Annotated in this window: 25 protein-coding genes and 2 tRNA genes; 16 read left to right on the plus strand and 11 right to left on the minus strand. The window is 50.4% G+C overall.

Going from position 1 to position 25515, the window contains the following annotated elements:
- Position 1 precedes the first annotated feature (1 nt).
- From DYU11_RS01575 to DYU11_RS01595, 5 genes are all read left to right on the plus strand, one after another.
- The gene (locus DYU11_RS01575; RefSeq protein WP_119665885.1) at positions 2–958 is read left to right on the plus strand and encodes a hypothetical protein; all 957 of its coding nucleotides are present in this window, start codon (positions 2–4) and stop codon (positions 956–958) included.
- Between the two features lie 570 nt (positions 959–1528).
- A complete protein-coding gene (locus DYU11_RS01580; RefSeq protein ID WP_147367865.1) occupies positions 1529–1720 on the plus strand; it encodes a hypothetical protein in 192 nt (63 codons plus the stop codon).
- A gap of 75 nt (positions 1721–1795) precedes the next feature.
- Positions 1796–2149 carry a hypothetical protein gene (locus tag DYU11_RS01585; RefSeq protein ID WP_119665887.1) on the plus strand — a complete coding sequence of 118 codons (354 nt, stop codon included), beginning with the start codon at positions 1796–1798 and terminating at the stop codon, positions 2147–2149.
- Positions 2139–3107: a BT4734/BF3469 family protein gene (locus tag DYU11_RS01590; RefSeq protein ID WP_119665888.1), complete on the plus strand. Its 969-nt coding sequence runs from the start codon at positions 2139–2141 to the stop codon at positions 3105–3107. The genes DYU11_RS01585 and DYU11_RS01590 overlap by 11 nt, the downstream gene beginning before the upstream one ends.
- Positions 3108–3152: 45 nt before the next feature.
- Entirely contained in the window at positions 3153–4589 is a 1437-nt protein-coding gene (locus DYU11_RS01595) for a YfjI family protein (RefSeq protein ID WP_119665889.1), read from the plus strand.
- A 370-nt stretch (positions 4590–4959) separates the two neighbouring features.
- Here DYU11_RS01595 and DYU11_RS01600 read toward each other — a convergent pair whose 3' ends face one another.
- The 5 genes from DYU11_RS01600 to DYU11_RS01620 form a co-directional block, all read right to left on the minus strand.
- Positions 4960–5217 carry a hypothetical protein gene (locus DYU11_RS01600; protein WP_119665890.1) on the minus strand — a complete coding sequence of 86 codons (258 nt, stop codon included), beginning with the start codon at positions 5215–5217 and terminating at the stop codon, positions 4960–4962.
- Entirely contained in the window at positions 5214–5732 is a 519-nt protein-coding gene (locus DYU11_RS01605) for a hypothetical protein (RefSeq protein WP_119665891.1), read from the minus strand. The genes DYU11_RS01600 and DYU11_RS01605 overlap by 4 nt, the downstream gene beginning before the upstream one ends.
- A gap of 377 nt (positions 5733–6109) precedes the next feature.
- Positions 6110–6304, minus strand: a complete 195-nt coding sequence (locus DYU11_RS01610; protein WP_119665892.1) for a hypothetical protein — start codon at positions 6302–6304, stop codon at positions 6110–6112.
- A 224-nt stretch (positions 6305–6528) separates the two neighbouring features.
- Positions 6529–6930, minus strand: a complete 402-nt coding sequence (locus tag DYU11_RS01615) for a helix-turn-helix domain-containing protein (protein ID WP_119665893.1) — start codon at positions 6928–6930, stop codon at positions 6529–6531.
- 573 nt (positions 6931–7503) lie between these two features.
- On the minus strand, positions 7504–9951 hold the full coding sequence (locus DYU11_RS01620) for a hypothetical protein (protein ID WP_119665894.1): 2448 nt from the start codon (positions 9949–9951) through the stop codon (positions 7504–7506).
- A gap of 144 nt (positions 9952–10095) precedes the next feature.
- Between DYU11_RS01620 and DYU11_RS01625 the strand changes: the two genes are divergently transcribed.
- The 3 genes from DYU11_RS01625 (at position 10096) to DYU11_RS01635 (ending at position 10957) form a co-directional block, all read left to right on the plus strand.
- Positions 10096–10266: a helix-turn-helix domain-containing protein gene (locus DYU11_RS01625; protein WP_119665895.1), complete on the plus strand. Its 171-nt coding sequence runs from the start codon at positions 10096–10098 to the stop codon at positions 10264–10266.
- Between the two features lie 174 nt (positions 10267–10440).
- The gene (locus DYU11_RS01630; protein ID WP_119665896.1) at positions 10441–10731 is read left to right on the plus strand and encodes a hypothetical protein; all 291 of its coding nucleotides are present in this window, start codon (positions 10441–10443) and stop codon (positions 10729–10731) included.
- Positions 10724–10957 (plus strand): hypothetical protein, encoded by a 234-nt coding sequence (locus DYU11_RS01635; RefSeq protein ID WP_119665897.1) that lies wholly within the window; start codon positions 10724–10726, stop codon positions 10955–10957. The genes DYU11_RS01630 and DYU11_RS01635 overlap by 8 nt, the downstream gene beginning before the upstream one ends.
- Before the next feature lie 58 nt (positions 10958–11015).
- On the opposite strand, the gene DYU11_RS01640 is transcribed toward DYU11_RS01635, so the two are convergent.
- Both DYU11_RS01640 and DYU11_RS01645 read right to left on the minus strand, forming a co-directional pair.
- Positions 11016–11366 carry a hypothetical protein gene (locus DYU11_RS01640; RefSeq protein WP_119665898.1) on the minus strand — a complete coding sequence of 117 codons (351 nt, stop codon included), beginning with the start codon at positions 11364–11366 and terminating at the stop codon, positions 11016–11018.
- Positions 11367–11855: 489 nt separating this feature from the next.
- Positions 11856–12461 carry a hypothetical protein gene (locus DYU11_RS01645; RefSeq protein WP_119665899.1) on the minus strand — a complete coding sequence of 202 codons (606 nt, stop codon included), beginning with the start codon at positions 12459–12461 and terminating at the stop codon, positions 11856–11858.
- 1485 nt (positions 12462–13946) lie between these two features.
- On the opposite strand from DYU11_RS01645, the gene DYU11_RS01655 reads away from it, so the two are divergent.
- Both DYU11_RS01655 and DYU11_RS01660 read left to right on the plus strand, forming a co-directional pair.
- Positions 13947–14876: a CFI-box extended C-terminal domain-containing protein gene (locus DYU11_RS01655; RefSeq protein ID WP_119665901.1), complete on the plus strand. Its 930-nt coding sequence runs from the start codon at positions 13947–13949 to the stop codon at positions 14874–14876.
- The gene (locus tag DYU11_RS01660; protein ID WP_119665902.1) at positions 14873–15472 is read left to right on the plus strand and encodes a CFI-box extended C-terminal domain-containing protein; all 600 of its coding nucleotides are present in this window, start codon (positions 14873–14875) and stop codon (positions 15470–15472) included. Before DYU11_RS01655 ends, DYU11_RS01660 begins: the two co-directional genes overlap by 4 nt.
- A 360-nt stretch (positions 15473–15832) precedes the next feature.
- Here the strand turns inward: DYU11_RS01660 and DYU11_RS01665 are convergent.
- The 3 genes from DYU11_RS01665 to ubiE all read right to left on the minus strand — a co-directional run bounded on the left by DYU11_RS01665 (position 15833) and on the right by ubiE (position 17445).
- Positions 15833–15907: transfer RNA gene (locus DYU11_RS01665), tRNA-Val, on the minus strand.
- A 132-nt stretch (positions 15908–16039) separates the two neighbouring features.
- The gene (gene porT, locus DYU11_RS01670; RefSeq protein ID WP_119665903.1) at positions 16040–16774 is read right to left on the minus strand and encodes a type IX secretion/gliding motility protein PorT/SprT; all 735 of its coding nucleotides are present in this window, start codon (positions 16772–16774) and stop codon (positions 16040–16042) included.
- A complete protein-coding gene (ubiE, locus tag DYU11_RS01675; RefSeq protein ID WP_119665904.1) occupies positions 16717–17445 on the minus strand; it encodes a bifunctional demethylmenaquinone methyltransferase/2-methoxy-6-polyprenyl-1,4-benzoquinol methylase UbiE in 729 nt (242 codons plus the stop codon). Before ubiE ends, porT begins: the two co-directional genes overlap by 58 nt.
- Before the next feature lie 195 nt (positions 17446–17640).
- Between ubiE and DYU11_RS01680 the strand changes: the two genes are divergently transcribed.
- On the plus strand, positions 17641–18849 hold the full coding sequence (locus tag DYU11_RS01680; protein ID WP_119665905.1) for a dipeptidase: 1209 nt from the start codon (positions 17641–17643) through the stop codon (positions 18847–18849).
- A gap of 36 nt (positions 18850–18885) precedes the next feature.
- Positions 18886–20199 (plus strand): Gfo/Idh/MocA family protein, encoded by a 1314-nt coding sequence (locus tag DYU11_RS01685; RefSeq protein WP_119665906.1) that lies wholly within the window; start codon positions 18886–18888, stop codon positions 20197–20199.
- 230 nt (positions 20200–20429) lie between these two features.
- On the opposite strand, the gene DYU11_RS01690 is transcribed toward DYU11_RS01685, so the two are convergent.
- Positions 20430–20503, minus strand: a tRNA-Ile gene (locus DYU11_RS01690).
- 116 nt (positions 20504–20619) lie between these two features.
- On the opposite strand from DYU11_RS01690, the gene DYU11_RS01695 reads away from it, so the two are divergent.
- The 4 genes from DYU11_RS01695 (at position 20620) to lpxA (ending at position 25466) form a co-directional block, all read left to right on the plus strand.
- Positions 20620–21876: an HD domain-containing protein gene (locus tag DYU11_RS01695; RefSeq protein WP_119665907.1), complete on the plus strand. Its 1257-nt coding sequence runs from the start codon at positions 20620–20622 to the stop codon at positions 21874–21876.
- 188 nt (positions 21877–22064) lie between these two features.
- Positions 22065–23108 (plus strand): UDP-3-O-(3-hydroxymyristoyl)glucosamine N-acyltransferase, encoded by a 1044-nt coding sequence (gene lpxD / locus DYU11_RS01700; protein ID WP_119665908.1) that lies wholly within the window; start codon positions 22065–22067, stop codon positions 23106–23108.
- Between the two features lie 63 nt (positions 23109–23171).
- A complete protein-coding gene (locus DYU11_RS01705; RefSeq protein WP_119665909.1) occupies positions 23172–24566 on the plus strand; it encodes a bifunctional UDP-3-O-[3-hydroxymyristoyl] N-acetylglucosamine deacetylase/3-hydroxyacyl-ACP dehydratase in 1395 nt (464 codons plus the stop codon).
- 108 nt (positions 24567–24674) lie between these two features.
- A complete protein-coding gene (lpxA, locus tag DYU11_RS01710; protein ID WP_119665910.1) occupies positions 24675–25466 on the plus strand; it encodes an acyl-ACP--UDP-N-acetylglucosamine O-acyltransferase in 792 nt (263 codons plus the stop codon).
- Positions 25467–25515 lie beyond the last annotated feature (49 nt).

Consider the following 25515-nt stretch of genomic DNA (forward strand, 5'->3'; position numbering starts at 1 on the left):
TATGGAATTAGGCACATATCCTTTTGACAGAAATGAAAGCGGATATACAGTTCTAAATACGCTTAGAGACAGATTGGCAAAGACTAGAGATTCGCTGCGTAATGAACTAGTGTTAAGGCCGGAGCGGATTGCTACACTAACCGATTGGAAGACTTGTCGATGGCATTTAATTTATAGCAATAGAGATTACAACTCCCCAAACGATGAGTTCGTAGAGGAGATAAATTTCAATATTCAAAACCTAAGCGATTCCAAGACAGAACTTTATCGTATTCAACTTAAGCTGTTACTCGATAACACGGTTAGACCATTACAGGCACTAGTGAAAAACGAGTTAGAGCAAACTGCCGATGAGCTTACAGAGGAGCCTAATCGGCCGCAACTTCTCGCGTTAGATGCCGACTCAAATTACTGGCTTATACGACAGCGTATAAACCGTCTACGGGTATTGAGACAGACAAGGACCAAAGAATACAAAGTATGGCATAAGCGTACTAAAGAATTAGTTGCCTATCGTATACTGCTTAAGCAACTTCAGTATGACCTTACAGTAATTGTAGATAAGATTAAACCATATATAAATTTTACCTCCACAATTGATGACCAAGGGCAACGGCTGATTATACCTAAAAATATGCAAGATCGTATCTATAAAACCCTCTCAGATATGGCAGACGATAAAAACGCTCTCAGCCAACTTCTTGAAAACGGGCATTTCCCTGCCCGCATCTGGATTAAATGTGGTGCCGAGTCTTTAGCCTATGTATTCAAGCAGGTAAACGGAGCAGAAAATAAGCCAATTGGCGATATGACAGTTCTCTCTAAATGGGTAGCTAATTATTTTGATTATGGAAGAAAAGCCAATAGTAGAAAACCTATGATGTTCAGTACAACCTTCGGCGTCGTTCGCGATGCTAACCAGGTAAGTAGCAAAAACCAAATCCGACTAAGACAATAGTGCACCTTTTAGTGCATCTTTTGCACCTTTTATAAGTTATTGATTTTTAGCACATTGTTAAAGGAGTTTACGACAGTTGTTTTGGTTAGTCATCTTTGTTTTGTCCACGGCAGAACATCCCCGGCGAGACTAAACAAATACGGTGATCAATTATTTTGAAATTTTCGCCGACAGATTAACGGCTATTGAAGAAGGGCAAAGAGAACTATGTAAGCTGCTTACAAGCCTCCCACCAGCTATTGACCAATCACCCTTTGGTGACTTTAACTGGCTGTGTAGTACCTGCCCTAATGTACCACCTAGTACCCTTAGAATAAAGTCCGCTGCTGGCGAAATCCCCGGCGTTAAAAGGCTGGGTAAACGTGTCTTGTATGAAAAGGCTGTAGTATTGGACTGGCTACGTAGCCAAACGCGCCAAGTCCCTACAAAAGAACAACGCGAGGAATTAGCAGAGGAACACTTTAACCGGCGGCACGCCAAGAAAGGAGGGGCAAGATGACGAGCAAACACCCCAACCCAGGCCTCTGCTGGAAGATTGCAAGGGGCTTTGGCGTTGAACCTAATGGTATTTTGCGCCCCACCCCCTACGGCTGGCAACACCCCTGCAAACTAGACGGCAAACCCTTCGCCTTCATCACGCACAGCGATTACCCCTCCCAGCGAATACCCTCCGATTTTGAACCCAATTTTCACGTGGTCGAATCGTTGGAAGAGTTCGCCATCTGGCTCAGACAACTGCGCAACACCCCCCATAACAACTAATCCATTCTAACACATAAAGCGGGTTAGTTGCCCCCTACCACAGTCGCAGCTAACCCGCCCTAAACGCTTTCTATTATGAATGTCTTACGACAAGACAAAGATACGCTATTGCCCGAATCTTTCGAGGGTAAGTCAGGCAGATTCTACATTCGTCAACGTCGCGCTGACAGTAGCGGGTTCCACGACCGCTGTACCGTATGGCCCTCAATTAACGACTACAACCACCGCAAGCCTGTTGAGGTGGTGTTTACGGACATTGCTGAGGCACTAACCGACTTCAGCCGGGAAGTCAAAATCTACCCCGAAAGCCTGACAACTACTCCGCCTGCTTACGAGCCCGACCGTGATGAAACGGACCTGGGTTTAACCCCTCAGCACAACGTTTGGAAGCAACGTTTCACCTTAGCCCGCCGTCGCCATGCAGCCTAAAATCAGCATTTTTAAGGATGCCCTTACCAACACCCCGCTTGAGGTTCGCGCCGATGTTGCCACGCTGGTTAGTCGGGTTCGTTCGGAAAAATACCGGCCACAAACTGAACACTTACGGAGCCTGCCCACCGATGCCGCAAAGAAATACAAAAAAACGGGCTTCATTGCCGTAACGTGGTCGGGTACGTTTGTTCCCACCCGAAGCAAGGCGAATTTGCAGGCGCATAGCGGGCTTATCTGCATTGATATAGATAAGATATCACCTGACCGGTTTGACCGGCTCCGGGGGCAATTACAGGCTGATGCGTTTACCCATGTACTGTTTATCAGTCCATCGGGCAATGGCCTAAAATGTGTGGTTAAAATCGACTACCAGCAACCTGCCGACCACGAGGCATTCTTTAGGCAGATTGGTGATTACTACCGCGACTGCTACGACGTAACGGCTACCGAACTTGATGCCAGTGGTAAGAACGTAGATAGGCTGTGCTTTTTGCCCCATGATCCGCAATGTTTCTACAATCCCGACAGCGACGTAATGCCGTTGGCCGATGAATATACAATTTCCGAGACACACCCCGCCCCGGCGGTAGTACAGCAATCAGACGGGTCCATTGCTGCCTGCTCAACGCCACCCGCCCCCCCCACTACAACGACAACAAATTACCGAAAGTTAGCCCGCTGTGCTGACCTCATCCGCAACGCCCCGGACGGAACTAAGCACCATGCCCTATGCAAGGCGGCAACATTGGCCGGGGGGTTCATCGCATCGGGTTTGGTTAGCGAAGCTGATGCGATTCGGGTGCTGGAAGATGAGGTACGCGCCAAACCGAACGTAGCCGATTTTGAAGCCGCCCGCCGTACTATTCGTACTCAAATTGAGTTTGGCAAAACCAAGCCCATTGAAGATGAGGGAATGACACGTAGTAGAGCACAAGGGATCAATGCAGAATATTGACCTGAACCTTTGCCCCTTAAAACTACCCTGCTACCCGTTCGACCCATGGAGCCGGATATGATACCCGAACCCTTGCGCCCCTGGCTAGCAGACATCGCTTACCGTATGAAGTGCCCGCTTGACTTTGTCGCTGCGGGGGCCGTCGTTATGCTCTCATCATTGATTGGCACCCGGCTAACCATTAAGCCAAAAACACGCGATGACTGGACCGTAGTCCCCAACCTTTGGGGGGCTGTGGTGGGGGGGCCGTCCGCCATGAAATCGCCTGCCCTTAACGCGGTACTCAAACCTTTAGACCGCCTGGAAATGACTGCCCGTCGGGAGTACGAAACAGCCTTGAATGATTTTGAACGCTTACAGGTGGAGTACGAAGCCCAGAAGAAAGCGTACGCTTCTCAGGCCAGTAAACGCCACAAGGGAGAGGCCGTCGGGGGTTCTATTGCGTTCCCCGATGAGCCCGTTAAGCCAATCGAGCGACGGTATAAGGTTAACGATACCACCATTGAGAAATTAGCCGACCTGATGAATGAAAACCTAACCGGCCTACTTTTATTCCGGGATGAGTTAACCGGCTTATTAGCCTCCTGGGATCGGGCCGGACATGAGCAAGACCGAGCCTTTCACCTTGAGGCCTGGAACGGTAACGGCTCTCTAACAATCGACCGAATTGGAAGGGGAACCACTCATGTACGTGTGTTATGTGAATCGTTACTAGGCGGTATTCAGCCAGCCAAGCTACTCGGCTACCTACAGGCAGCTACCGGCTACGAAAACGACGGCTTCGTGCAGCGATTACAGGTAGCTGTATACCCTGACCCGGAGGTTTGGGGCTATACCGACGAGCACCCAGACGGATTAGCCCGAGACAAAGCCTTTGAGTTAATCCAGACAATTGCTCATACCGACTTAAGTCGCATCGGCTACCATGCCGATGAGTATAACAAGTTTGCCTACACTCGTTTTCATCCCCACGCGCAGGAGCTATTTAAGCAATGGCTTACTACCTGGGAAACGGTTGTTCTACCGAATGAAAGCGGGCTGCTACTTGAGCACTTTACAAAGTACCGTTCACTCATGCCCTCACTCGCATTAATATTTCATGTGGTGAATTGCGCGGGACAACCCCACCCACAGACCGAGGCAGCGAAACAGTTCGTCTCGGTTGAGGCTACGCAGATGTCCATTGACTGGTGTGAGTACCTGATGAGCCACGCCCGCCGCATCTACGGCCTACTTGACACTGTGACTATCGAGTCAGCCCGCGAGCTATTACGCCATCTCAAACGGGGTGACTTACAGGACGGGTTTAAAGTGCGAGATGTGGCCCGTATGCGGTGGAAGTACCTAACTTCGACTGACCAGGTAGAAGCCGCCGTGCTGGAATTAACTAGCCGACATTATTTATCTGAAGAGCAGCCTGCCTCTAGTAAGGGAGGAAGGCCGGAAAGCCCTCAATACCTGATCAACCCTAAAATGTTCTAAAAGTGCATATTCGTGTGCCGACAAAACCGACAAAACCCCTTTTGTCGGTTTTGTCGGTTTGTCGTTTTTGCGTTTATGATTACCGCAGCCCGCCCGAATGGGTCGAACCCTATGCCCAGATGAATGGTAAAGCCCAGCCCCTTTTTTGAAAATTAACGCCAACACCCTGATTTTGGCCGATTGGGTGTACCCTCACTACAGGCTAGCGAAAGTTACTGCTAACTGCCGAACTATGTAGGGGGTTTGACAGTAACAGTAACTTTTCGCTGTAAATTGGTAGTTTTTCCAAACCCCGAGAGCCAAGGGTTAGTGCAATTTTTTGCAGGGGGACTATCGAAACACAGCCACAATACCCTGCCCCTTTGTGGCTTTAAGCCTCAGCCAGAGCCTTCCTGATCTCTTGGCGTACCTCCTCCGTCGAGGATTTTGGATCAACAGAAATTTTCACCCGCTTTTTTCCTCCTTGCGCTTTTACTCCCAACTCAATGATAAGCTTTCTGTTCTTTGTAAGGTAACGACCAAGCAATTTTACGAGCATCAAGTTTGTGGCAACCGCCAAGGGGAGCACGACCAAAGACCACACAAGCGGGCCAGGGTCTTTCATTATTTCTTCAATGACACCTTTCATACTGAGGTTTCCTTTTTTTGGACTAAAGCGACTGAAAACACATAACACACTACCGAGATGCACTCGTCCTCCAAATCTGAGCAGAATGGCTCAATGGCTTTTGTGTTGTTTAAAGTGCAAACCCAGCACCATATCACCAACTGCACAACTATAGCCACCCATGATAAACGAATTATCTTACCATCTTGTGTGTACGTAACATCTAAAAGTTGACTATGTTCCTTTTTCATTGCCTTCTGAATCTTTTCGCTAAGCTTAGCTTGCTTTGGCTTGAGATTACCTAATAGTAGCCCCATAGCGGCACTAGCAATTCCAGGCTGCCAAAAAGACAATGAGGGTTGTTGAATCATTGTCCTAACGATGTATTCTGCAAAGGCAAGAAAGATAGGAAACAAATAGTTTACGTAACTGTAAAAATGGTCTCCGTCTTTATTTTTAAAACCTAAGTGTTCACCAGCGTAGCCAAATAAAATCTTAGCCCCGCCGTAGCACATTTTGATCAAATTCAAAGCCAAAGTTATTAACCGTTTATCAATTAATAAATATTTTTTTGTGATTTAATGGTCTTATAACTTCATCTGCATACAGGAGAAGGGGAAGATTGTAAATCTTAGAAAACTCGTTAAAGTACATTAATTCGCAAAAAAGAATAATTAAGCGGCAATAAGCTGGGTGGGGAACCTATGGTATTGGAAGGCGGAAAAAAGCGCAAAAGCAACCATCACCCCGCCATGTGGCTGGTCGCGGGGTTTATCATTGTCCGTTTTTGATAACAAAAAAAGCCTGACATCAGCAAGGTCAGGCTTTCACAATTCTATCCACACCAACAAGCTGAAACCAGCTAGGTGGCGACCCGACAAACTTACGCTTTTTACACCAAAGGCCTAAACGCTCAGGCATCTACCGAATAGGGCTCCTCGTGGACTGCTGGCGGCTCATTCGTCTTTAGAATACTATAAATCTGGGCAATCAACACCTGGGCTGCTGTCGCAATCTTTTCGCTGCTATCGGCATCAACGTCTTTAGTGCATTGCTGACGGTAGCGGACGTTATTATCTATTAAGTCAATCTCAATCTTAATTTGCATAACCTAATGCTTGAAAATGTTGACTTCAAGCTACAACAAAGCTGAAGCAATGGCCTTAAAATCAACTGAGAGGTAGTACCCCAACAGTTATGTATTAGCGGAACCAGTAGCTGCCAATCAACAAAAATGACCCAACGCATTACGTCAGGTCATTGGGTATTCCACCGTACATCCATTATGAGTGGATGTTTTTGCGAAGCTATTTCGCCAACCGAACTAAGGCATTAAGCTTGGATTAAATTGGTACCGTTCACCGATTGCACCCTAGCGTATTTACCCTTCCGGGGCATCCCATCCAGAAACTCCTCAACCTTTTTGGTTGAAAGGTCTATCTTATACTGCCGGGTCAGCTCCATAATCGACGCCCCGGAAAAGCGCAGGACGCCATCGAGCTTCCAGCCGACGAGCTTTATCCGGCCTTTCTTGTCGGGCTTCGTCCAGTTATGCACCGTCCTTTCGGATACGTCCAGTAGAGCCGCGACTTTATCGACCGTAAACTGTTGCAGGTTTACCCTCAGCTCCAGGTTCTCCTGCGATTGACGGCGCATCTCCTCGCGTAAAGCGCCAATCTCCTCCCTCATGGCAATGATTTGCCCAAACTGCTCCTCGGTTAGTACAAAGTTCATGGGTTTGTGTTGGTTTGGTTGAATAACTGAACGAAGGTAGCTTTCGACAGAAGGGCGGGGTAACAGTTTTCGCCAGAGTGCAGTAATAGGCGGTCGAGTTGCGAACAGAGTCGGTGAATTACAAAATAGAAGTGCACACAAATGAAAATAGCACACCCCAGACAGGATGTGCTATGACCTGATTAGGCGTAACGGATTAACTCCCAGGTTACGGCCGATCCGTTGTAAGGAGGCATTCGATTACCCTTTGCTATAGGGGCGGTGGTAGAGGGTGTACTAACTACCTTCCATACGCCACTCTCTGGACATTCCTCGCCTGTCCGGGCTTTTGTGCCTATTGGCTTTTGCATAACTGAATTATTTAAGGTTTCAGCTATGTATAGGAGTACGTTAGAAAAGGTGAGTGTGTCGCTTACAATAATGGCCTGATGCAGTGCATCAGGCCATTGAATAACTACCGCGTATCCTGAAAACTAAATCAATGTATAAGGGCTATTGGTCCTTCTTAGCCGCTTGGTTGCACTTAACCGAATCCTCAGCATATAGCATTGCAGCCGGTGAGTCTAAGGGTAACTACAGTGGAGGCAGAGCCGTAGATTGGCCGCCCGTTGGTGCACTATCCAACCGCTTAGCCTGATTAAGCCAGAACTGTTTAGTCGCTTCCTCAACTTCTGCCGCCTTCTGCTCTTTGGCGATTAACAATTCCTGATACTTCCGGCCAAAACCATTCGGCCCATAAACCATGTCATAAGTGCGGTTATCCTGCAAATCCTTTAGCCCAGACTGCGCGAGGGCTACTCCAGATTGCTGAGCGCCGTAAGCCCGTTGCAATTTGTCCTCAAACAGTTGACGGCCTAAATTAAGGTCACCTAGTGCTACCTGACCGAACAAGCCCATATTCTGCCGACGTATTGCCCGATCTCCCGATAACACCGATTGCGTAGCCGCCTGCCGTTGCATACCCAGACTGTTTAATCCCGAGAGTACCGCGCCGGGGTTGCTACCTCCACCCATCAGGTTAGAGAGCGTATTCACCCCCGCCCGGTAGTTGCTGGTGACCGTATTGTTGAGGGTGTTCAGTTCCTCGGGTGAGTAGCCTTCGTTGCGCCGGGCCGTAGCTTCCCGCTGGTAGTCGCGGAATAACTGCGAGGTTTCATACGTCGGAAGGGGCCGGGAGGCCAGTAGTCCCCCGCCGATGATCTTTCCGACGTTGGCGGCTGTGGTGCCCAATGCCGACCAGTCAGGTAGTGGGGGAGCTTGCGGTTGAACTGGCTTCATGGCTGATACATCCGCTAGCAGCCCAGGTACACGCCGGGTCAAGTCCGTACTGAGGTGGTTAACCGGCTGCTTGTTTTTCAATCCAGGCGTTGTGATCGTAGGTCGGGTCGCTGTTAGATCGGACATAGAGGGATTGGCCAGCGAATTACCCACAACGGGGTTTATAGTAATCGGCGGTAAGGCTGGCAAAGCCGACTGCGGTTTAGTACTTGCCGGTAATACTGAGCGGCTTGCAGTAACAGGGGACGTCGGCGCTGGAATTGTTCTAAGCAGGTTGGGTATAACCTCACTGCTACCCATTACACCAGGCAAAAACGACTTTGGCGCAGGTGTTGGTAAGATGACTTTAGGGGCGAATGGATCAACGCCGGATAGCTCGGTAATTTGCTGGAGGTACAACGCCTTTAAGCCGGGTGTTGGGGCTGTCTTGTAGCTTTCCTGTAACCGCCGTAACCTACCGGCATTAAACGAGCCAATTATATTACGCACCCACGGACGGTAGTTCGGACTGGTCGTCGGCGGATCGTCGGTCATTCCACCAATGGCAAAGAGCCGGGTTTTTACATTCGAGTAGGTTGGTCGATCTGTAACCCCGCCTTTTTTAAACATACGAGGAGCCGGTTGTGCGGGGTATGCTCCTGCTCCGATAACCCCCGCCCCGGCAACAGGTAGCGCAACAGACGGAGCATTGTTAAGCCAGTCGACCACCCGATCCGGCCAATTCCAGTAAAAATTTCTACCGTATACGGTTTGCCTCCCCCGTAAGTCATTTACAAGACGCTCCTTAGTAATGATGTCAGTAGGCTTATAACCCAAATCCCGGCGAAGCTCCATTAGCCGGGCGTGCATTTCTTTTGGTTGGGTCCAGTAATTCCAAAAGCTGTCGTTTCGTTCATAAACCCTTTTTGCGCCATCAAACAAATTAAGGCGCGCCCCAGTCCCCTCGGGTATGGCATATTGAAATTGGTGTGTGGCTTCGTGCGCTGCGGAGTTACCAATTTGCCCCGTGTTGGGCTTAATAAGAGATATATCGAGGCCAGAATAATAAACTCCGGTTGTTTCCGGTTTCCCGATCTGCCGCCAGGTTGAGGAATCGAGAACAACCGGGCGTTTGATAGCATCCGCATATCGGGCGTCGGCGGGTGTTAAACCACCCCTTGACGCATTGGCCCGATCCCTAAACCAATTCTTAGTCCACTCTGCGCCCGCATCGGCTTCAGCCTGCGCCGGGGTATTGGCAAACACAGGTTTGCGGGCAAGCTGATTGAGGGTTCGCGTTTTGTTTAGATTGCGCAGCATCCAGCCGACGCCCACAGTATTTCCAACGCCTAAAAATAGGTTTGTAGCGGCTGAGGGGTAATCCCCCGCCCGAGCATCGCGTATGCTTTTAACACCACGAATGCCAGCGGCTACGCCCGTCCCCAGCACCCCCACGGTTTCGCCTACATAGGGAATAGGTAGAGTTAAAGACGCTTTGTCGGCAATATCAAGGGCTTTGTCCTCCCACTCCTTTCGGCTCTGCGCTTTGGCGAATGCCTGCCTGACTACCGGAGCTATGTAGGTGGTCGGTCTGACTTGCGATTGTCGATCCTCAAAGAGTTGCCCTACATAAGCCTGCCGGTTCTGTTGGACCTGAAAGGGATTAATAGGCCGGTTTGTCGCCGTTGAGGAAGCGGCTGCTATTGGTTGTGTCTGAAAGAGTAAGCGCGAACCGGGAGGCCGAGTCGGAGGAGGAAAAAACATGGTTGATGAAGCTTCAGGGTACTCCTCAATATACCACCAGACAGGGGATTTTGCAACGCATATCCACTCCCAACCAAACCGTTGACTAGGTAACTGGCACTTAGCGCAATAAAAATTGACATATTTGTAAAAACTTTCAGCCTTATGAAGAGTCTACAAAAAAAGATTGAAGAAACCGGCCTGAAAAAAGCGTACATCGCCCAGCAGTTAGGCATAACTTCATCTACACTATCGCGCATTTTGTCCGGCAAACAGGCGTATGTTAGTGCAGACCTGATGAAAAGATTAGAAGAGCTACTAGATAAAAAGAAATAAGAAATATTTATATCAAATTTTATTGACATAAACGATAAAAAGCCTATATTTGACTGTCTATCGAAGCGGGCGGTTAATACAGCCAGGCCGGGGAGGTAGGCAAAAAAAAGCCCCGACACTAGACTGTGGTAAGGTAGCGCCGGGGTTGTGTTCACCTTTAAACCAATCAAACAAATGAACACCTTACAAAGCTACTCGGATGTAGCCAACGGGTCAAGTGCGCCCGCGTTCTTCTATGACTCGACGCTACTCGCGGACAGCCTTCAGCAATTCGCTGAATTTACTATCCTAAACACTGACAGGGACTTGCCAGACCACCTGCTGGTTTGGCTGCAACTAATGGCCGAGGGTTTGTCTCAATGGTGCGAAACACCCGACCACCGCAGGCAATTACTTTGGGTGTACACAATCGCTCACCAATCTATCGCGCTCATGCTGGCGAAGAAAGGAGTGAGCCATGACTGAGCAAACCACTCCCGAAACCGCCGTTAAAAACTTCCGTGAGCTGGTTTCTCCCGTTGAGGCTATCGACTGGCTTGAGCGTATGTTCTGGTCGTTCGTCTCCGAGTATCACCCGACGACCTTAAAGGTAGGTGATGAACCGGATTTGCAGGAGGGGCACACTACCTACTACGCCCTGCATGGTCTATTGATCGACCTGATAAAGATTGAACTGGCAAAGAAGCAGTAGTTAACAGTACCCGCTTACCCCACAGTTTGCCAATGGTCGGCTGTGGGGTTTATTATATCTATACCCCGATAGTAACCGGCCTGACCACCTCACCGTTCACCCAGTATGTACCTAACCCGCGCCGGGCTACAAAACCATGCTTGACAAGCTGCAAGACGCCCGAATTGATGTACGAGCAGGGGGACCCCATTAGCTCCGATAGCTCCTTTGTAGGGGCTGTTACCGATCCGTCTGGCTCCATGCGGGCCACCAGCAGGTAAAACACCCGTAGGGCGGTTGGGGAAAGCCCCCTTGCAATTAGGTTCTGATGGTAGGGCGATGGTGTAAAGGCGGGAAGGGTAGTTGTGTTCTGCTTACGGCTGGCCTTAAAGGGGTCCGTCTTGTGGAATTGTGAAACGCGCGCGGCCATTGGTCTAGCTGGCTGGAAAACAGTTTGTTGATTGATAGTAAGATACTGATTTTGTGTGACAACGGCAACACAGTCGAGGTAGTCAGGACAAGGGGAGGGCTACCACCCCAGACCCAACAAACGCCTGGTAAAAATGCGGAAGCAACTACCAAGCGATGTAGAAGCAGCCTTTAACCTTCGTCCGAAATACGAACTAAGTCCGAACGAACTCCAGATTAAGCCTCACACCTACCAACAGTATTGCTTACTGTCAATACGTTTATACACTCACGCTATTTGCTAAACAGAAAGTATTGCCGGTTGTCAATACTGGGGGTTGCCGTTTGAGGCAAAATTCATCGTTTGTGGATTGGGCATCCAGTAAAAAGACAAGAAAGCCGGTATGCCAATATTTGTACGTTTTTTAGATGAGATGTATAACTAATCTTATGTTATGAAAAATTATCTAGAAGTAAGGAGCTTTTGAGCTTGGTACCTAAACCGGAAAAGTCACAAACGTACCCGTAGTTGAGGTCCGAAATAAGTACCTGATGCAGGTCGATTCAGTTGTAAAAAAGTACCCGCCTTTAATCCTGCTCCAACACGACGATTCAGCATGTAAAAGCCATCAATTCTAAGTGGCAGTTCGAAGAGACTAAAGGATTCTTCAGCAGTAAACACTTGCCCCCCATATTGACTAGGTGCTCCACCGCTTGAGGGAGCAGCATATGGGTACTTCAATCTTTGTGTGAATAAGCCTGCACCAGATCCAACTTGTATAGAGAGCTTATCAGACTGAATTATAGAGTACAATAAGGTTAAGTACAGATGTGACTCATATCCCTTAGCATTTGTCGCAGATTTGTAAGTGAAAGCGTTACTTCGCCAATCTTCAAAGTACGTAAATTGACCACCTACAAAGCCGGATGAGATAGTCCAACGTTTTGCTATGTGGTAGTCAAAATCAGCAGCTAGAAACGTCTTATTGACTGCCTGCTTATAACTAGGAGCTTTATAGAATCCGTAGCTTACAGCAATGTCATAGTTGCCTGGTTGGGCGAACAGCGCCTTTGTTGCTAAGCTGATGCATAGCCAGGCTAAAAGTACTCGTTTCATGTCGTTGAGTTATTCAGCTAAACTAGAGTCGGCCTGTTGTATAAGTGCGGTGGCTGTTGCAAAAGTCGATCCGCCCGCCAATTTTTGGAAACTGACCAACTGAAAATGGCCGGTTCACCGAGCTACCGTAAGCGCGTATCGACTTTTGCAACAGCCACTGCGATTATGTTAATCGAAGTGTTCTTACCAATAATAATGCAGCTAGCCACTACTCTTTACCGAGTTAGTTCAGTGACCACGCCACCGCTAACAGTCCTAACAAACTTTGGGTTATCACACTGATCAGCTTGAAGCCTCATAATGATACCTACCTGTCGTTCTAATCGGTCTGCCACAAAAAGCATAAGCGAATCACCAATCAGTTCGTATTCTCTTCTAATTACCAACTCATCCTCAATTTTATAACCCAACAACGTATCCGGATCTGCTAGTGTCTTATCCGCGTTGAGGGTTATACGTCCTGAATAGTTTGTGCTTCCTCCACGAGGGTTGAGCAAACGAGTGGTCGTGCATTTCCACGACCCAAGTATTTTCTTTTCCAACTCAGGACATCTAGGCGTGGTGATTGGTGGTTGAGTACTGGGTCTGGGTGAATCTGGCGAGGGAGAAACAGAGCGGATCTCCATACAGGCCCAAAGACTAGTTAGTAACCCGTTAAGAATTAAAAAGCGTAAAGGCTGATTCATCAGTGTAAGAATCTACCTGCTTAACGCCAACCCCTTTTTTCTATTGTATAATCTAACGTTATGTTAAGTAACTGCAAGGTAAAACATAAGTAGCATATTTTACACCGCCCGCAAAACGTACCGAAGCCGAGACAGCACAAGTACCCCGTACCTGTAAAAGACCGGTACTATCTGGCTGAGCCGAAAACTACCCCCCCCCTATGGCTTACCTTCCTGCCAGAAAAGGGATCCCTTTAAATAATTATGCGCCCGAGAGTAGGCCGGGGCTATAGTATTGCGCCCCCCAGGTATAAAACTGTTTTTAAATGCCCCCCGGCTCAATGGATCGGGGCCGTTATGGGTCCTGAATGATTCCCGCCTTTTGTCTTCCGTTTAGAGGATTGCGGTTTTTAAATTGGGGAGCTGCCGGGTAGTCGGTTGAGGGGCATAGGGCAAGTAGGTAACAGTCGGTTGGTTTATCTTTGTCCTGAGTTACTAACCGTATTGGGATTTCCTTTATTCGGCCGTTCGGTGGGGGGCTTTCTGTTTTCAGCTACAGGGTTACCATTAAATTCAGTTTTGCCTTGCGGGGAGTAAACTGTAAGGGTTATTACCAAAGGCTTCCGTATACCGTATACACAATTTTCTCTTTATTAACCTTGAGTGTCTCGTAATTAAAAGAATTTGTCCCCAAATTACTTTCAGTAACCTAATGATAAATGTAGTTTCTTTTAGACTTTGATGGCGCAGGGAAAATCATGGTAGCAGATGGGCACTAAGTTAGTTTAATGTCATTATATAACTAATTTGCTATACAAGAATGGCATATCGCCGCTATAAAAAAAGACGGTACCGGGGTTGGTCTGGTAGGTCTGCGAGTATCCCTAAGTACAACCGTTTAATCAAAATATTCGGGGATGTTATACCCAGAATAAAGCAATCATTCTTTGAACTAGAAAGGGACGCTTTGGATGAATTGTTTGATGATTATGGAACAATCTATGGAGAGGCAGCGGAAGAGTACGCTAGAAAGACTTTTCCTAAGTGGAAAAATTATACAACCAATCTGTCTGGTCAGACAATGGAAAGGCTAGTAGAACTTGTACCGCCATATCTTTCCTCTCAACAGAGGTATTCGTTGCTTCAAATTGTTCTAGAAAAATACAAGAGAGCTAAACACCATCAAAGTGTACGGATTAACTCAAAGGACCCCATCCGGCAGTTTTCAGAGTTAGAGGATAAAATTAAGGCAATGGATTACAATGAAAGCCTTGCATATCTTCCTGATGCTCTATTAAGTGCAGCTAAGTGGCTCTACGATGATGATATTACCGCGGCTCGCGCTATGCTTGCAGAAGCAGAAAAGAGAGAAAATGATATAATCAGGGCGAATGCAATCAGAGACCTGGAGTTATTAAAAAGTGCAGTTTTGTCAGGGCAGGTCAACACCGCAAGCTATTCCGTTGAAATGCCAAGGGGAGTTCTACACGTAACTGTATACGAACAGTCGAAATGCTTTGTAGCAACCGTATGCTTCGGCTCAGAGAGTCGAGAAGTTGAAATGTTAAGATATTGGCGTGACACTGCCCTACTTCATTCTAGTCTGGGAAGGAAATTCATTGTTTGGTATTATACTAATGGACAGACCTTTGCTAGTATCATTAACAAACTTCCACTCTTTACGAGTGGATTACGATTTATACTACATGTTTTTATATTTTTTCTGCATCTGAAAAAAAAGCAATTATGAATACTAATCAGGGCGGTGAGCATAAGGAAAACCTACCCTCCCACCAGAACAAAAGAGATATAATCAATCAACCGAACAGTCTAAAGCCCGGTAGCTTAATAGACCAATCTCTAAGCAACTTAAGTCAAGAGCAAATTCAGAATCTTATGGCAAAGGCAGCCGAGGAGGCGCTTAGACTTGAGGTGAAGGCTCGGGAGCAAAATTTTGACTATAAATCAGGAAGGCAGGCACTAGAGGATCACATTGAAGCATTTAGCAATCTTGACAAAAAAGATTTTACCACACGCCACAAATTATCTTCGGAAATCAAAACAGGAGCCGGTAGGATGCGAATTGAGAGCAAAACCGGTGGAATGTGTTTTGTCGCCACCGCGACATATGGTGATGCTAGCCACCCAGATGTGGTTTTTTTACGATATTTCCGGGACAAAGTTTTGGTAAATAGCTGGGGGGGTAGGCAATTCATATTCTTTTATTGGCATATTGGTCCCGCATTAGCCAAGGTGGTAATGGCCATCAGACCATTAAAAAAAATTGCTAGGCTTTTCTTAGAAAGTGTAGTTTATTTCGTTAAAAAATTTTGTGTGATTCCCTAAGAATGACATAGAAGCCAGTTCGCCAGATACCAGTTTTGTTGAAAGATAGCGTGTGGGTCGGCCTACCGATGAGGTCAGCAGATCTGCCGGATGGGTCGATCCTGGCACCGGCGGGATCGACCCAGCGCCATGTTGTCATGGCGTGTATGGTGGTTTAGGGCAGGAATAGACCCGGCATAGCGCTTACACTCAGTAAGGTAAGCAAAAACATTATAAACGCCCAGAAGCAAGTAAGTCATTAGGCGCACGAGGTAAGAAGTAGGAGCACGTAGAGTATCCAACCGACTTTTGTACACCAAAATGTACACCAATGAAAAAGGGTTACGATGTTTTATGTCGTAACCCTTTGATTTTCACTAGTGGGAGTTGAGGGATTCGAACCCCCGACCCTCTGCTTGTAAGGCAGATGCTCTGAACCAACTGAGCTAAACTCCCTTTCTTTATTTTTACCCCGCCTGACCGTTGTCGTTTGGGACTGCAAATATAGGGGGTGCAAACGCCTTTTTGCAAGCAAATCCCTGAAAAAAAGTGAAATAATTTATAAGCAATTGATAGCCAATACGCTCTTTACTCGAAATTCAGATAGAGCGTTACGGCGTGCGTCGTCAGCTTACTGATGCCTACGCTGGCCGCGTTGTTGCCCGGCCGGTACAGATTCACCAGGCCGTGCGAAAAGCGGAGTTCGGGCGCAAATTTGAAGAACTCGAAAAACTGCTCGAAGCCAACCCCGTACTCAACCGCGAAGTCCATCGTACCCGTACTGAGCCGGCTGGTGCCCTGGTCGCTCCGGCGGACGTTGGTCTCAATAGCAAACGAGCCCCCACCCAGCAGGTACATCCGGCTGTTGTTCCGTCGCTCGGACTTGTATTTGAGCAGCAGCGGAAAATCCAGCCAGGTCGATTCGCGGACTTCTTTGCGCTGGGTTCCGCCGGGATAGTCGTAGAGTACCTCGCGGCTGTAGAGCGATACGGCGGGGGTCAGGCGCAGGTCGAACCGGTCGTTCACAAACGTATTGATCACAAACCCCACCCGGAAACTCGCTTTGTTGGGCGAATAGATCCGATAGGCCGAATCCCGGGCCGTTACGAACGCCGGACTGTACCGAACGCTGAACCGCGTAACGGGGGCGGCAAAGAAAAAACCGTAGTGAATGACCTTGTCGTCGTAGCGTTCGAGGTGCTTACGGATGTATTTGTATTCCTGGGCGAACGAGTGGCCACTGAACAACACCCAGACGAGCGCCGTTACTGCGACTTTTGACCGATGTAGATTGACGCAACGCCGAAAGTAAGCGGTATCCATTGAGTGTTTGTGAATCCGGCCGCTTCAAAAATACGCAGGAAGTCCGGACCGTCGGGGAACGCCTGTACCGATTCGGGCAGGTACGTATACGCCGATGAGTCCTTGCTGACTACGCGTCCAATGAGCGGCAGAATGGTTCGGGAATAAAAACGGTACACTTGTTTAAACGGAAACTGACGCGGATTCGAAAATTCCAGTACCAGACATACACCCCCTGCACGGGTCACGCGGTGCATATCGGTGAGGCCCTTCAGCAGATTTTCGAAGTTCCGCACACCAAACGAAACGATGACAGCATCGAATTCATTGTCTGTAAACGGCAATCGTTCCGAATCGCCCGACCGCATTTCGATAATCTGGTCCACCCCGCGCTTCTTCATCTTCTCCCGCCCGATAGACAGCATTCCTTCCGAAATATCGACCCCGACGATTCTTTTCGGTTTCAGGGCCAGCGCTTCGAGAGCAAAATCGCCGGTTCCGGTGGCGATGTCGAGGATGGTCCCGGGGGCATACGGCTTCAGTTGCCGAATGGCTTTTTTACGCCAGAGAATGTCGATACCGCCACTCAATACGTGGTTCAGCAGGTCGTATTTGGGCGAGATCTTGTCGAACATCTCGGCCACCTGCTCGCGCTTGCTGGTGGATTTATCTTTATACGGTACAACGGCCATTAGAAAAACTGGTTGAATTATTGAATGATAGAATTCTTGAATGATGGATTATGTCGATCGCAAACCAATTCAATCATTCAACAACTTCATCATTCAATCACTCGCCAAAGTTAGCCACATAACGGGGTGTTTGTTCGGAAAGTTTGGCATTCGCGGTTGTATTCTGTAGTTTTCAGTTGGTTTCCATATACGCTGATGAAGATAATACCCCAGTCGCTCCTTTTTCTCGGCCTGCTCACCGGTACGTCCCTGCGTCCGGTGCAGGATGATCCTCTGCTGCAAAAAGCCCGTCAGATTCACCAGCGGGTGCTGACGCTCGATACCCACGCCGATGCCCCGATTATGATGCAGAAGCCGGGGTTTGACGTCGGTATGGCCCACGACACCAAACGCGACCAGTCGCAGATCGACTTTCCACGCATGAAGCAGGGTAGTATGGACGCCATGTTTTTTGCCGTCTATACGTCGCAGGGGCCACGCACCCCCGAGGGCCACGCCAACGCCAAGGCATCGGCGCTCCGGCAGTTTGAGCTTATCCACGAAGCACTCAAAAAGCATGCCGATCAGGCCGAGCTGGCCACCACCCCGGCCGATGCCTACCGCATTGAAAAGGCCGGCAAACGGGCCGTGTTCATCGGCATGGAAAACGGATACCCCATCGGCGACGATCTGTCGATGCTGAAAACATACTATGACCTGGGCTGCCGCTACGTGACGCTGACGCACTTTGCCAATAACCTCATCGGCGACTCCTCGACCGATCCCGATGGTCCGCTGCACAACGGCCTGAGCGAATTTGGGAAAAAGGTAGTCGTTGAAATGAACCGGCTCGGCATCCTGATCGACGTGTCGCACGTAGCCGACAAGACCTTCTACGACGCCCTGGCCCTGTCGAAAGCCCCCGTCATTGCGTCGCACTCGAACAGCCGGGCGTTGTGCGATTTCCCCCGCAACATGACCGACGAGATGATCCGGGCCATTGCGGCCAAGGGGGGCGTTGTGCAGGTAAATTTCGTGAGTGATTACCTCCGCAAACCATCGGACGCGCACCGGGCCGCCAAAACGAAGATTCGCATGGCGCGGGTCGGCAGAGACATGACGCCGGCCCTGGAAGCCCGCATTGCCGCCCAGAGCGACTCGGTATCCAAGGTGTACGCGTCCGAGCGGGCCAGCCTGTCGGATATTGTCGACCACATTGACCACATCGTAAAAATCGCCGGTATCGATCACGTCGGCATTGGCAGCGACTTCGACGGGGGCGGGGGCGTCAACGGGCTTGAAGATGTCAGCCAGATCGAGAATCTGACCGTCGAACTGCTCCGCCGGAGGTACTCCGAAGACGACATTCGCAAGATCTGGGGCGGCAATTTGCTGCGGGTGTTGAGTAAAGCGAAGGCCAGGTAAACTTTTTTGCAGACAACCGCTCCGTTTGTCATTGCCATGAATCGTTCCGAATTCCTGAAAACCTCTGCCTTAGCCCTTGCCGGCACAACGCTGGTAACAGACGCATCGGCCATTACGCCGTTTATCACCCGTCGCCCACCGCAGAAATACCGTACCGCCCTGATCGGCTCCGGCTGGTGGGGCACCAATATCCTGCGGTGTGCCATGCAGGCCGGCGAATCGAAAGTTGTGGCCCTCTGCGACGTGGATCAGCGGCAGCTCCAGAAAGCCAACGATGAAGTGGCGAAGTTTACCAGCGACCGACCAAAGCTCTACAAAGACTTCCGCGAGCTGCTGGCTACCGAAAAGCCGGAGATCGTCATCGTAGCCACGCCCGACCACTGGCATCCGCTCATCGCCATTGCCGCCATGCAGGCCGGTGCGCACGTGTACGTCGAGAAACCGATTGGTCATACGATCAACGAAGGCAAAGCCATGGTCAAAACGGCCCGGCAAACCGGTAAGGTCTGCCAGGTGGGTACGCACCGGCGCATTTCGCCCCACAACGTATCGGGCATGGAATTCCTGAAGTCCGGCAAAGCCGGCAAGATCGGCATGGCGCGGGCGTTCGTTCACTACGGGGGCGGGCCGGGTAAGCGTGTTGCCAACACCGAACCGCCCAAAGAACTGGACTGGAACATGTGGTGCGGGCCGGCTCCGCTGAACGACTATAACCCAACCATGCACCCGCGGGGCTTCCGGGGGTATCTGGACTATGCCAACGGCACCCTCGGCGACTGGGGGATTCACTGGCTGGACCAGATTCTGTGGTGGACCGACGAAACGCACCCGCGCAAAGTGTACTCGACCGGTGGCCGGGCCATCCGCCAGGACAACACCAATGCCCCCGACCATCAGGTCGCTACGTATGAGTTTGAGGATTTCACGGTTGTGTGGGAACACCGGCAGTTTGCGGGCAACAACGCAGAGAAAACGCACCCCAAACAGGCCGTCGGCGTTTATTTCTACGGCACCGAGGGTACGTTCCACATGGGCTGGCTCGACGGCTGGACGTTCTACCCGGCCGATTCGAGCAAACCGGTGCTGCACGAAGACGCCAAACTGAATCAGCCCGACGACCAGAACATTGCGCAGCTCTGGGCCAACTTCCTCGATTCGATCAAAACCGGCAAGCGACCCGTCAGCGATATTGAAATCGGTCACCGTTCAACCAACATGGCCCTGCTGGGTATGCTGTCGCTGAAGCTCGGCCGCAGCGTCGAGTGGGACGGGGATAAAATTCTGAACGATCCGGAAGCCAACAAGCTCCTCAGCCGGGCCTACCGGGGCGAATGGCAGTATCCGGTGTAGGTAAATCGAAGGCATACTATCAGGCGCTTTTTGTCATGCTGACGAAGGAAGCATCTTTGGTAATAGGAAGGAAACAGATTCTCACCCAAAGATCCCCGCTTCGGCAGTCCGCTCCTGGCGTCGGGATGACAAATCCATAATGCACGCTGAACTTAAGGAGATTGAGTACGTAAGAGACTAAAAAGGAACGACCTCCACACAAGATGCGCGGAGGTCGTTCCTTTTTGGGGTGGGCCAGCCTGGGCTCGAACCAGGGACCCCCTGATTATGAGTCAGATGCTCTAACCAACTGAGCTACAAGCCCTTACCGAATTAATTTCTTAATTCAGTGATGCGAATTTACAATTTTTTTGCACAGTCGTAAAGGATATTCGCTAAAAAACGTGTTTATGCTGTGCACCAGTCCGGTATCTTTGTCTGATGTCAGCGCCCAACAAGAAGAAAATCCTGAACGATCCCGTTTACGGATTCATTACCATCCCCACTGAGCTACTGTTCGACCTGGTTGAACACCCGTATTTTCAGCGGCTCCGGCGAATCAAGCAAATGGGTCTGGCCGACTACATCTACCCGGGTGCGCTTCATACTCGTTTTCATCATGCACTGGGGGCCATGCACCTGATGGGTCAGGCCATGCAGACGCTCCAAAGCAAAGGCCACCGCATCAGCGACGCCGAATGCGAAGCCGCCCAGATTGCCATTCTGCTGCATGACATCGGTCACGGGCCGTTCTCCCACGTACTCGAATGCTGCCTGCTCGACAGCGTATCGCACGAGGACATTTCGCTGATCCTCATGCATGAGCTGAATCAACAGTTCGATGGGCGCTTATCGCTGGCTATCCGCATGTTCGACGGTACGTACGAACGCCCCTTTTTTCACCAGCTGACCTCAAGCCAGCTGGACATGGATAGGATGGATTACCTCAACCGCGACGGCTATTATACGGGCGTAGCGGAGGGGGCTATCGGGGCCGACCGGATCATTAAAATGCTTGATCTGGTCGACGATCAGCTGGTGGTTGAAGAAAAGGGCGTTCTCAGCATCGAAAATTTCCTGAACGCCCGGCGGCTGATGTACTGGCAGGTGTATCTGCACAAAACTTCCATCTGCTGCGAGTCGATGCTGGTACAGATTCTGCGCCGGGCCCGCTTCCTGATCCGGCAGGGCGAACGGGTCTTTGCACCCGACGCGTTCTATCTGTTTCTGCACGACAGTGTGACGATGGACGCCTTCCGGTCGGACCGTAACTACCTGAACGCGTTTACGCAGCTCGACGATCACGATATCTGGTCGTGCATCAAGCAGTGGAGTCTGCACGACGACCCCGTACTGTCGACCGTTAGCCAGATGCTGCTCAACCGCCGGCTGTTTAAAATCATGCTGTCGACGGAGCCCTTCGCCGGCGAGCTGGTCCGCGAACTGGAAGACCAGCTGCATCGGTCAGGCCTGTCTGACGATGAACTGTCGTACTTTCTGGTTGAGGGGCAGGCCACCAACGCAGCCTATATGCCCTCCGGCGACCGCATCAACATCAAGCTTAAATCGGGGAAGGTAATCGACATTGCCGACGCATCCGACCTGTCGAACATTCAGGTGCTGACCAACATCGTTCGCCGGTATTACGTCTGCTGGGCCAAAGACCTGAAAGGGATCGGCAAATCGGTCAGTTGGTGAGATCAACCCGTACGGACTTGTAAGACAGGACGACGGTTTGGTATAGTCCCTTGCCCCTTACAGACTTATCGCTTAATTATTAGGCTACTATTTTCGGTCATTCTATCCAAAAAGTGCAATTTGTTACCTACCTTAGCGGCCAAATTGCCCGATAATCAAGGGCATTTTGCGACGGCCGTTATACGTATATGGAGTTTACAGTCAAGCAGATTGCTACGCTGCTAGGGGGTGAGGTAGAAGGAAACGACGCACTAACAATCAGCAAATTAGCGAAGATAGAAGAAGGCAGACCAGGCGATATTTCGTTTCTGTCGAATCTCAAATATGAGCCGCATCTTTACACGACCCAGGCGTCGGCGGTCATCGTTGACCGGTCATTTCAGCCCAAAAAGCCGGTGTCGGCGGCTCTCATCTTTGTAGAAAATTCCTATTCAGCCTTCACGCGCCTGCTGGAAGAATACCACCAGCGGCTCAACTACGCCCGCGTGGGCGTGGAGCAGCCCTCGTATGCCGGTGATGGGGCTCAGTTTGGTGAACAGGTGTACCGGGGTGCCTTTTCGTACGTTGGACGGAACTGCCACATCGGCCATAACGTCAAGATTTACCCCCACGTTTACATCGGTGATAACGTGCGTATCGGCGACAACAGCATCATTCACACCGGCGTCCGGATTCTCAGCAACTGCGTGATCGGGCACTACTGCACGATCCATCCCAACGCCGTAATCGGCAGCGACGGTTTTGGCTTTGCGCCCCAGCCGGATGGTACGTATAAAACCATTCCGCAGCTGGGCAACGTCGTTCTGGAAGACTTCGTCAGCATCGGTGCAAACACCACGATCGACTGTGCCACGATGGGGTCAACCATCATCCGCCAGGGCGTTAAACTGGACAATCTCATTCAGATTGGCCATAACGTTGAAATTGGCCGCAACACGGTCATTGCCGCCCAGACCGGCGTGTCGGGCTCAACTAAAATTGGCGAAAACTGCATTATTGCGGGCCAGGTTGGGATTGTCGGGCACATTACCATTGCCAACAATACCAGCATCGGTGCGCAGTCGGGGATCTCTAAATCCATTCAGGAACCGGGGCTTAAACTCAGCGGCTCGCCGGCCTTCGATCTCAAGGATAACCTGCGTTCGACGGCCATTTACCGACGCCTGCCCGACCTTGAACGGCGACTGATTGAACAGGAAAAAAAAACTAACGATACGTCAGACAGCCGGTAGATCACCCCGTCAGAAGGCAGCGTTTTGCCTGTTTCTGACCAATCGACTGGCCGACCAACCATAATGAATACAAAGCAGCAGACGATTCAGAAAGCCGTTTCCGTTTCGGGGGTGGGGCTTCATACGGGCGTGCAGGCTACTATGACGTTCCTGCCGGCTCCGACCAATCATGGCTATAAGTTTCAGCGTACTGACCTGGAGGGCCAGCCCATCGTTGATGCCGACGTCGATAATGTAGTCGATCTCTCGCGCGGCACCACCATTGAGCAGAGCGGAGCCCGCATTCATACGGTCGAGCACACCCTGGCCGCTCTGGTAGGGCTACAGATCGACAACGTGCTGATCCAGCTCGACGGTCCCGAACCGCCCATCATGGACGGCAGCTCGATTCAGTTCGTCGAGGCCCTGCGCGATGCGGGTATCGAAGAACAGAATGCCACCCGGAACTACTTCGAAGTCAACGAGTACGTTCACTACCGCAATCCCGACAAGGACATCGAACTGGCCGCCCTGCCGCTCAACGACTACCGGCTCACGGTCATGGTTGACTACAACTCGCGGGTTATCAGCAGCCAGCATGCGTACCTGAACGACATCAGCCAGTTTCCCGAACAGATCGCCATGTGCCGGACGTTTGTGTTCCTGCACGAACTGGAGGCACTTTACAAGCAGAACCTGATCAAAGGTGGGGACTTGAGCAACGCCATCGTGATCGTCGACCGCGAAGTGAACGAAGGCGAGCTGGATTACCTGGCCGAACTGCTGCACAAGCCGAAGGTCAGCGTAAACAGAAAGGAAGGTATCCTGAACACGACGGAGCTCCATTTTACGAACGAGATGGCCCGGCATAAGCTGCTCGACGTAGTGGGCGACCTGGCCCTGATCGGCCGGCCCATCAAGGCCCAGATTCTGGCGGCCCGGCCCGGCCATGCGGCCAACGTCGCGTTTGCCAAGAAGATCAAGAAACTGATTCAGAAAAACGCAGCCAACCAGGTTCCGCAATACGATCCAAAGCAGCCGCCCGTTCTGGATATAAGCCAGATATCGAACCTGCTGGCCCATCGCTATCCGTTCCAGATGATCGACAAGATCATCGCGCTGGACGAAAACAGCGTCGTTGGCATCAAGAACGTGACCATGAACGAACAGTATTTCATGGGGCACTTTCCGGGCAATCCGGTGATGCCCGGCGTGATGCAGCTGGAAGCAATGGCGCAAACGGGTGGTATTCTGGTCCTGAGCAGCGTACCGGACCCCGAAAACTACTGGCCCTACCTGATCGGCATTGAAAACTGCCGGTTCCGTCGGAACGTTGTGCCGGGCGATACGATCATCTTCCGCTGCGAGTTCACCTCACCCATGAAGCGGGGCATCGTGAAAATGCAGGGCCGCGGCTACGTCGGCGGTCAGTTAGTCTGCGAAGCGGATATGATCGCAAGTTTGGTAAAGAAAAAATAGTTTACGGTTTACAGTTTACGGTTTACAGTTTTTGATAAGGCCTCCGAACGGCGACCTACCCCGAACACTGAAACCTGTAGACCGTAAACTGAAACTGAAAACGAGAAGATGATTCAACCATTAGCATACATTCATCCGGAGGCTAAAATTGCGCAGAACGTTGTTATTGAGCCGTTTGCCATTATCCATAAAGACGTTGAAATTCAGGAGGGGACTTGGATTGGTTCACACGCCGTAATTAACGAGGGCGCTCGCATTGGCAAAAACTGCCGCATTTATCCGGGGGCAGTGATTTCGTCTATTCCGCAGGATTTAAAATTCAAGGATGAATACACCCGCACATTCATCGGCGACAATACGACCATTCGGGAGTATGCCACCATCAGCCGGGGTACGGAAGAGCACTGGAAAACCGAGATCGGGGCGAACTGCCTGATTATGGCCTATGCGCACGTAGCGCACGACTGCCGGATCGGTAACAACTGTTTGGTCATTAACAATGTACAGATGGCCGGTCACGTACACATGGGCGACTGGGCCATTATTGGCGGGTCGAGTTCGGTACACCAGTGGGTGAAAATCGGCGCGCATGCCATGATTTCGGGGGGGTCGCTGGTTCGGAAGGATGTGCCGCCGTTTACAAAAGCCGCCCGCGAACCGCTGTCGTACACGGGCATCAACTCGATTGGGCTGCGTCGACGCGGGTTCGACAACGACAAGATCAACCAGATTCAGGAAATCTACCGCTACGTATACATGCGCGGCCTGAACAACGCGGATGCCCTGACGCAGATTGAACTCGAACTGCCACCCTCCGACGAACGCGATGAGATTGTAAACTTCATCCGCAGCTCGGAGCGCGGTATCATGAAAGGCCCATCGAACGCCGATCGGGACTAAGGCCTCGTTTTTCAGGCAGCCGGCGCTCCGAAAACCGTAAACTGATTAC

The sequence above is a fragment of the Fibrisoma montanum genome (assembly GCF_003583365.1).
Classification (GTDB): domain Bacteria; phylum Bacteroidota; class Bacteroidia; order Cytophagales; family Spirosomataceae; genus Fibrisoma; species Fibrisoma montanum.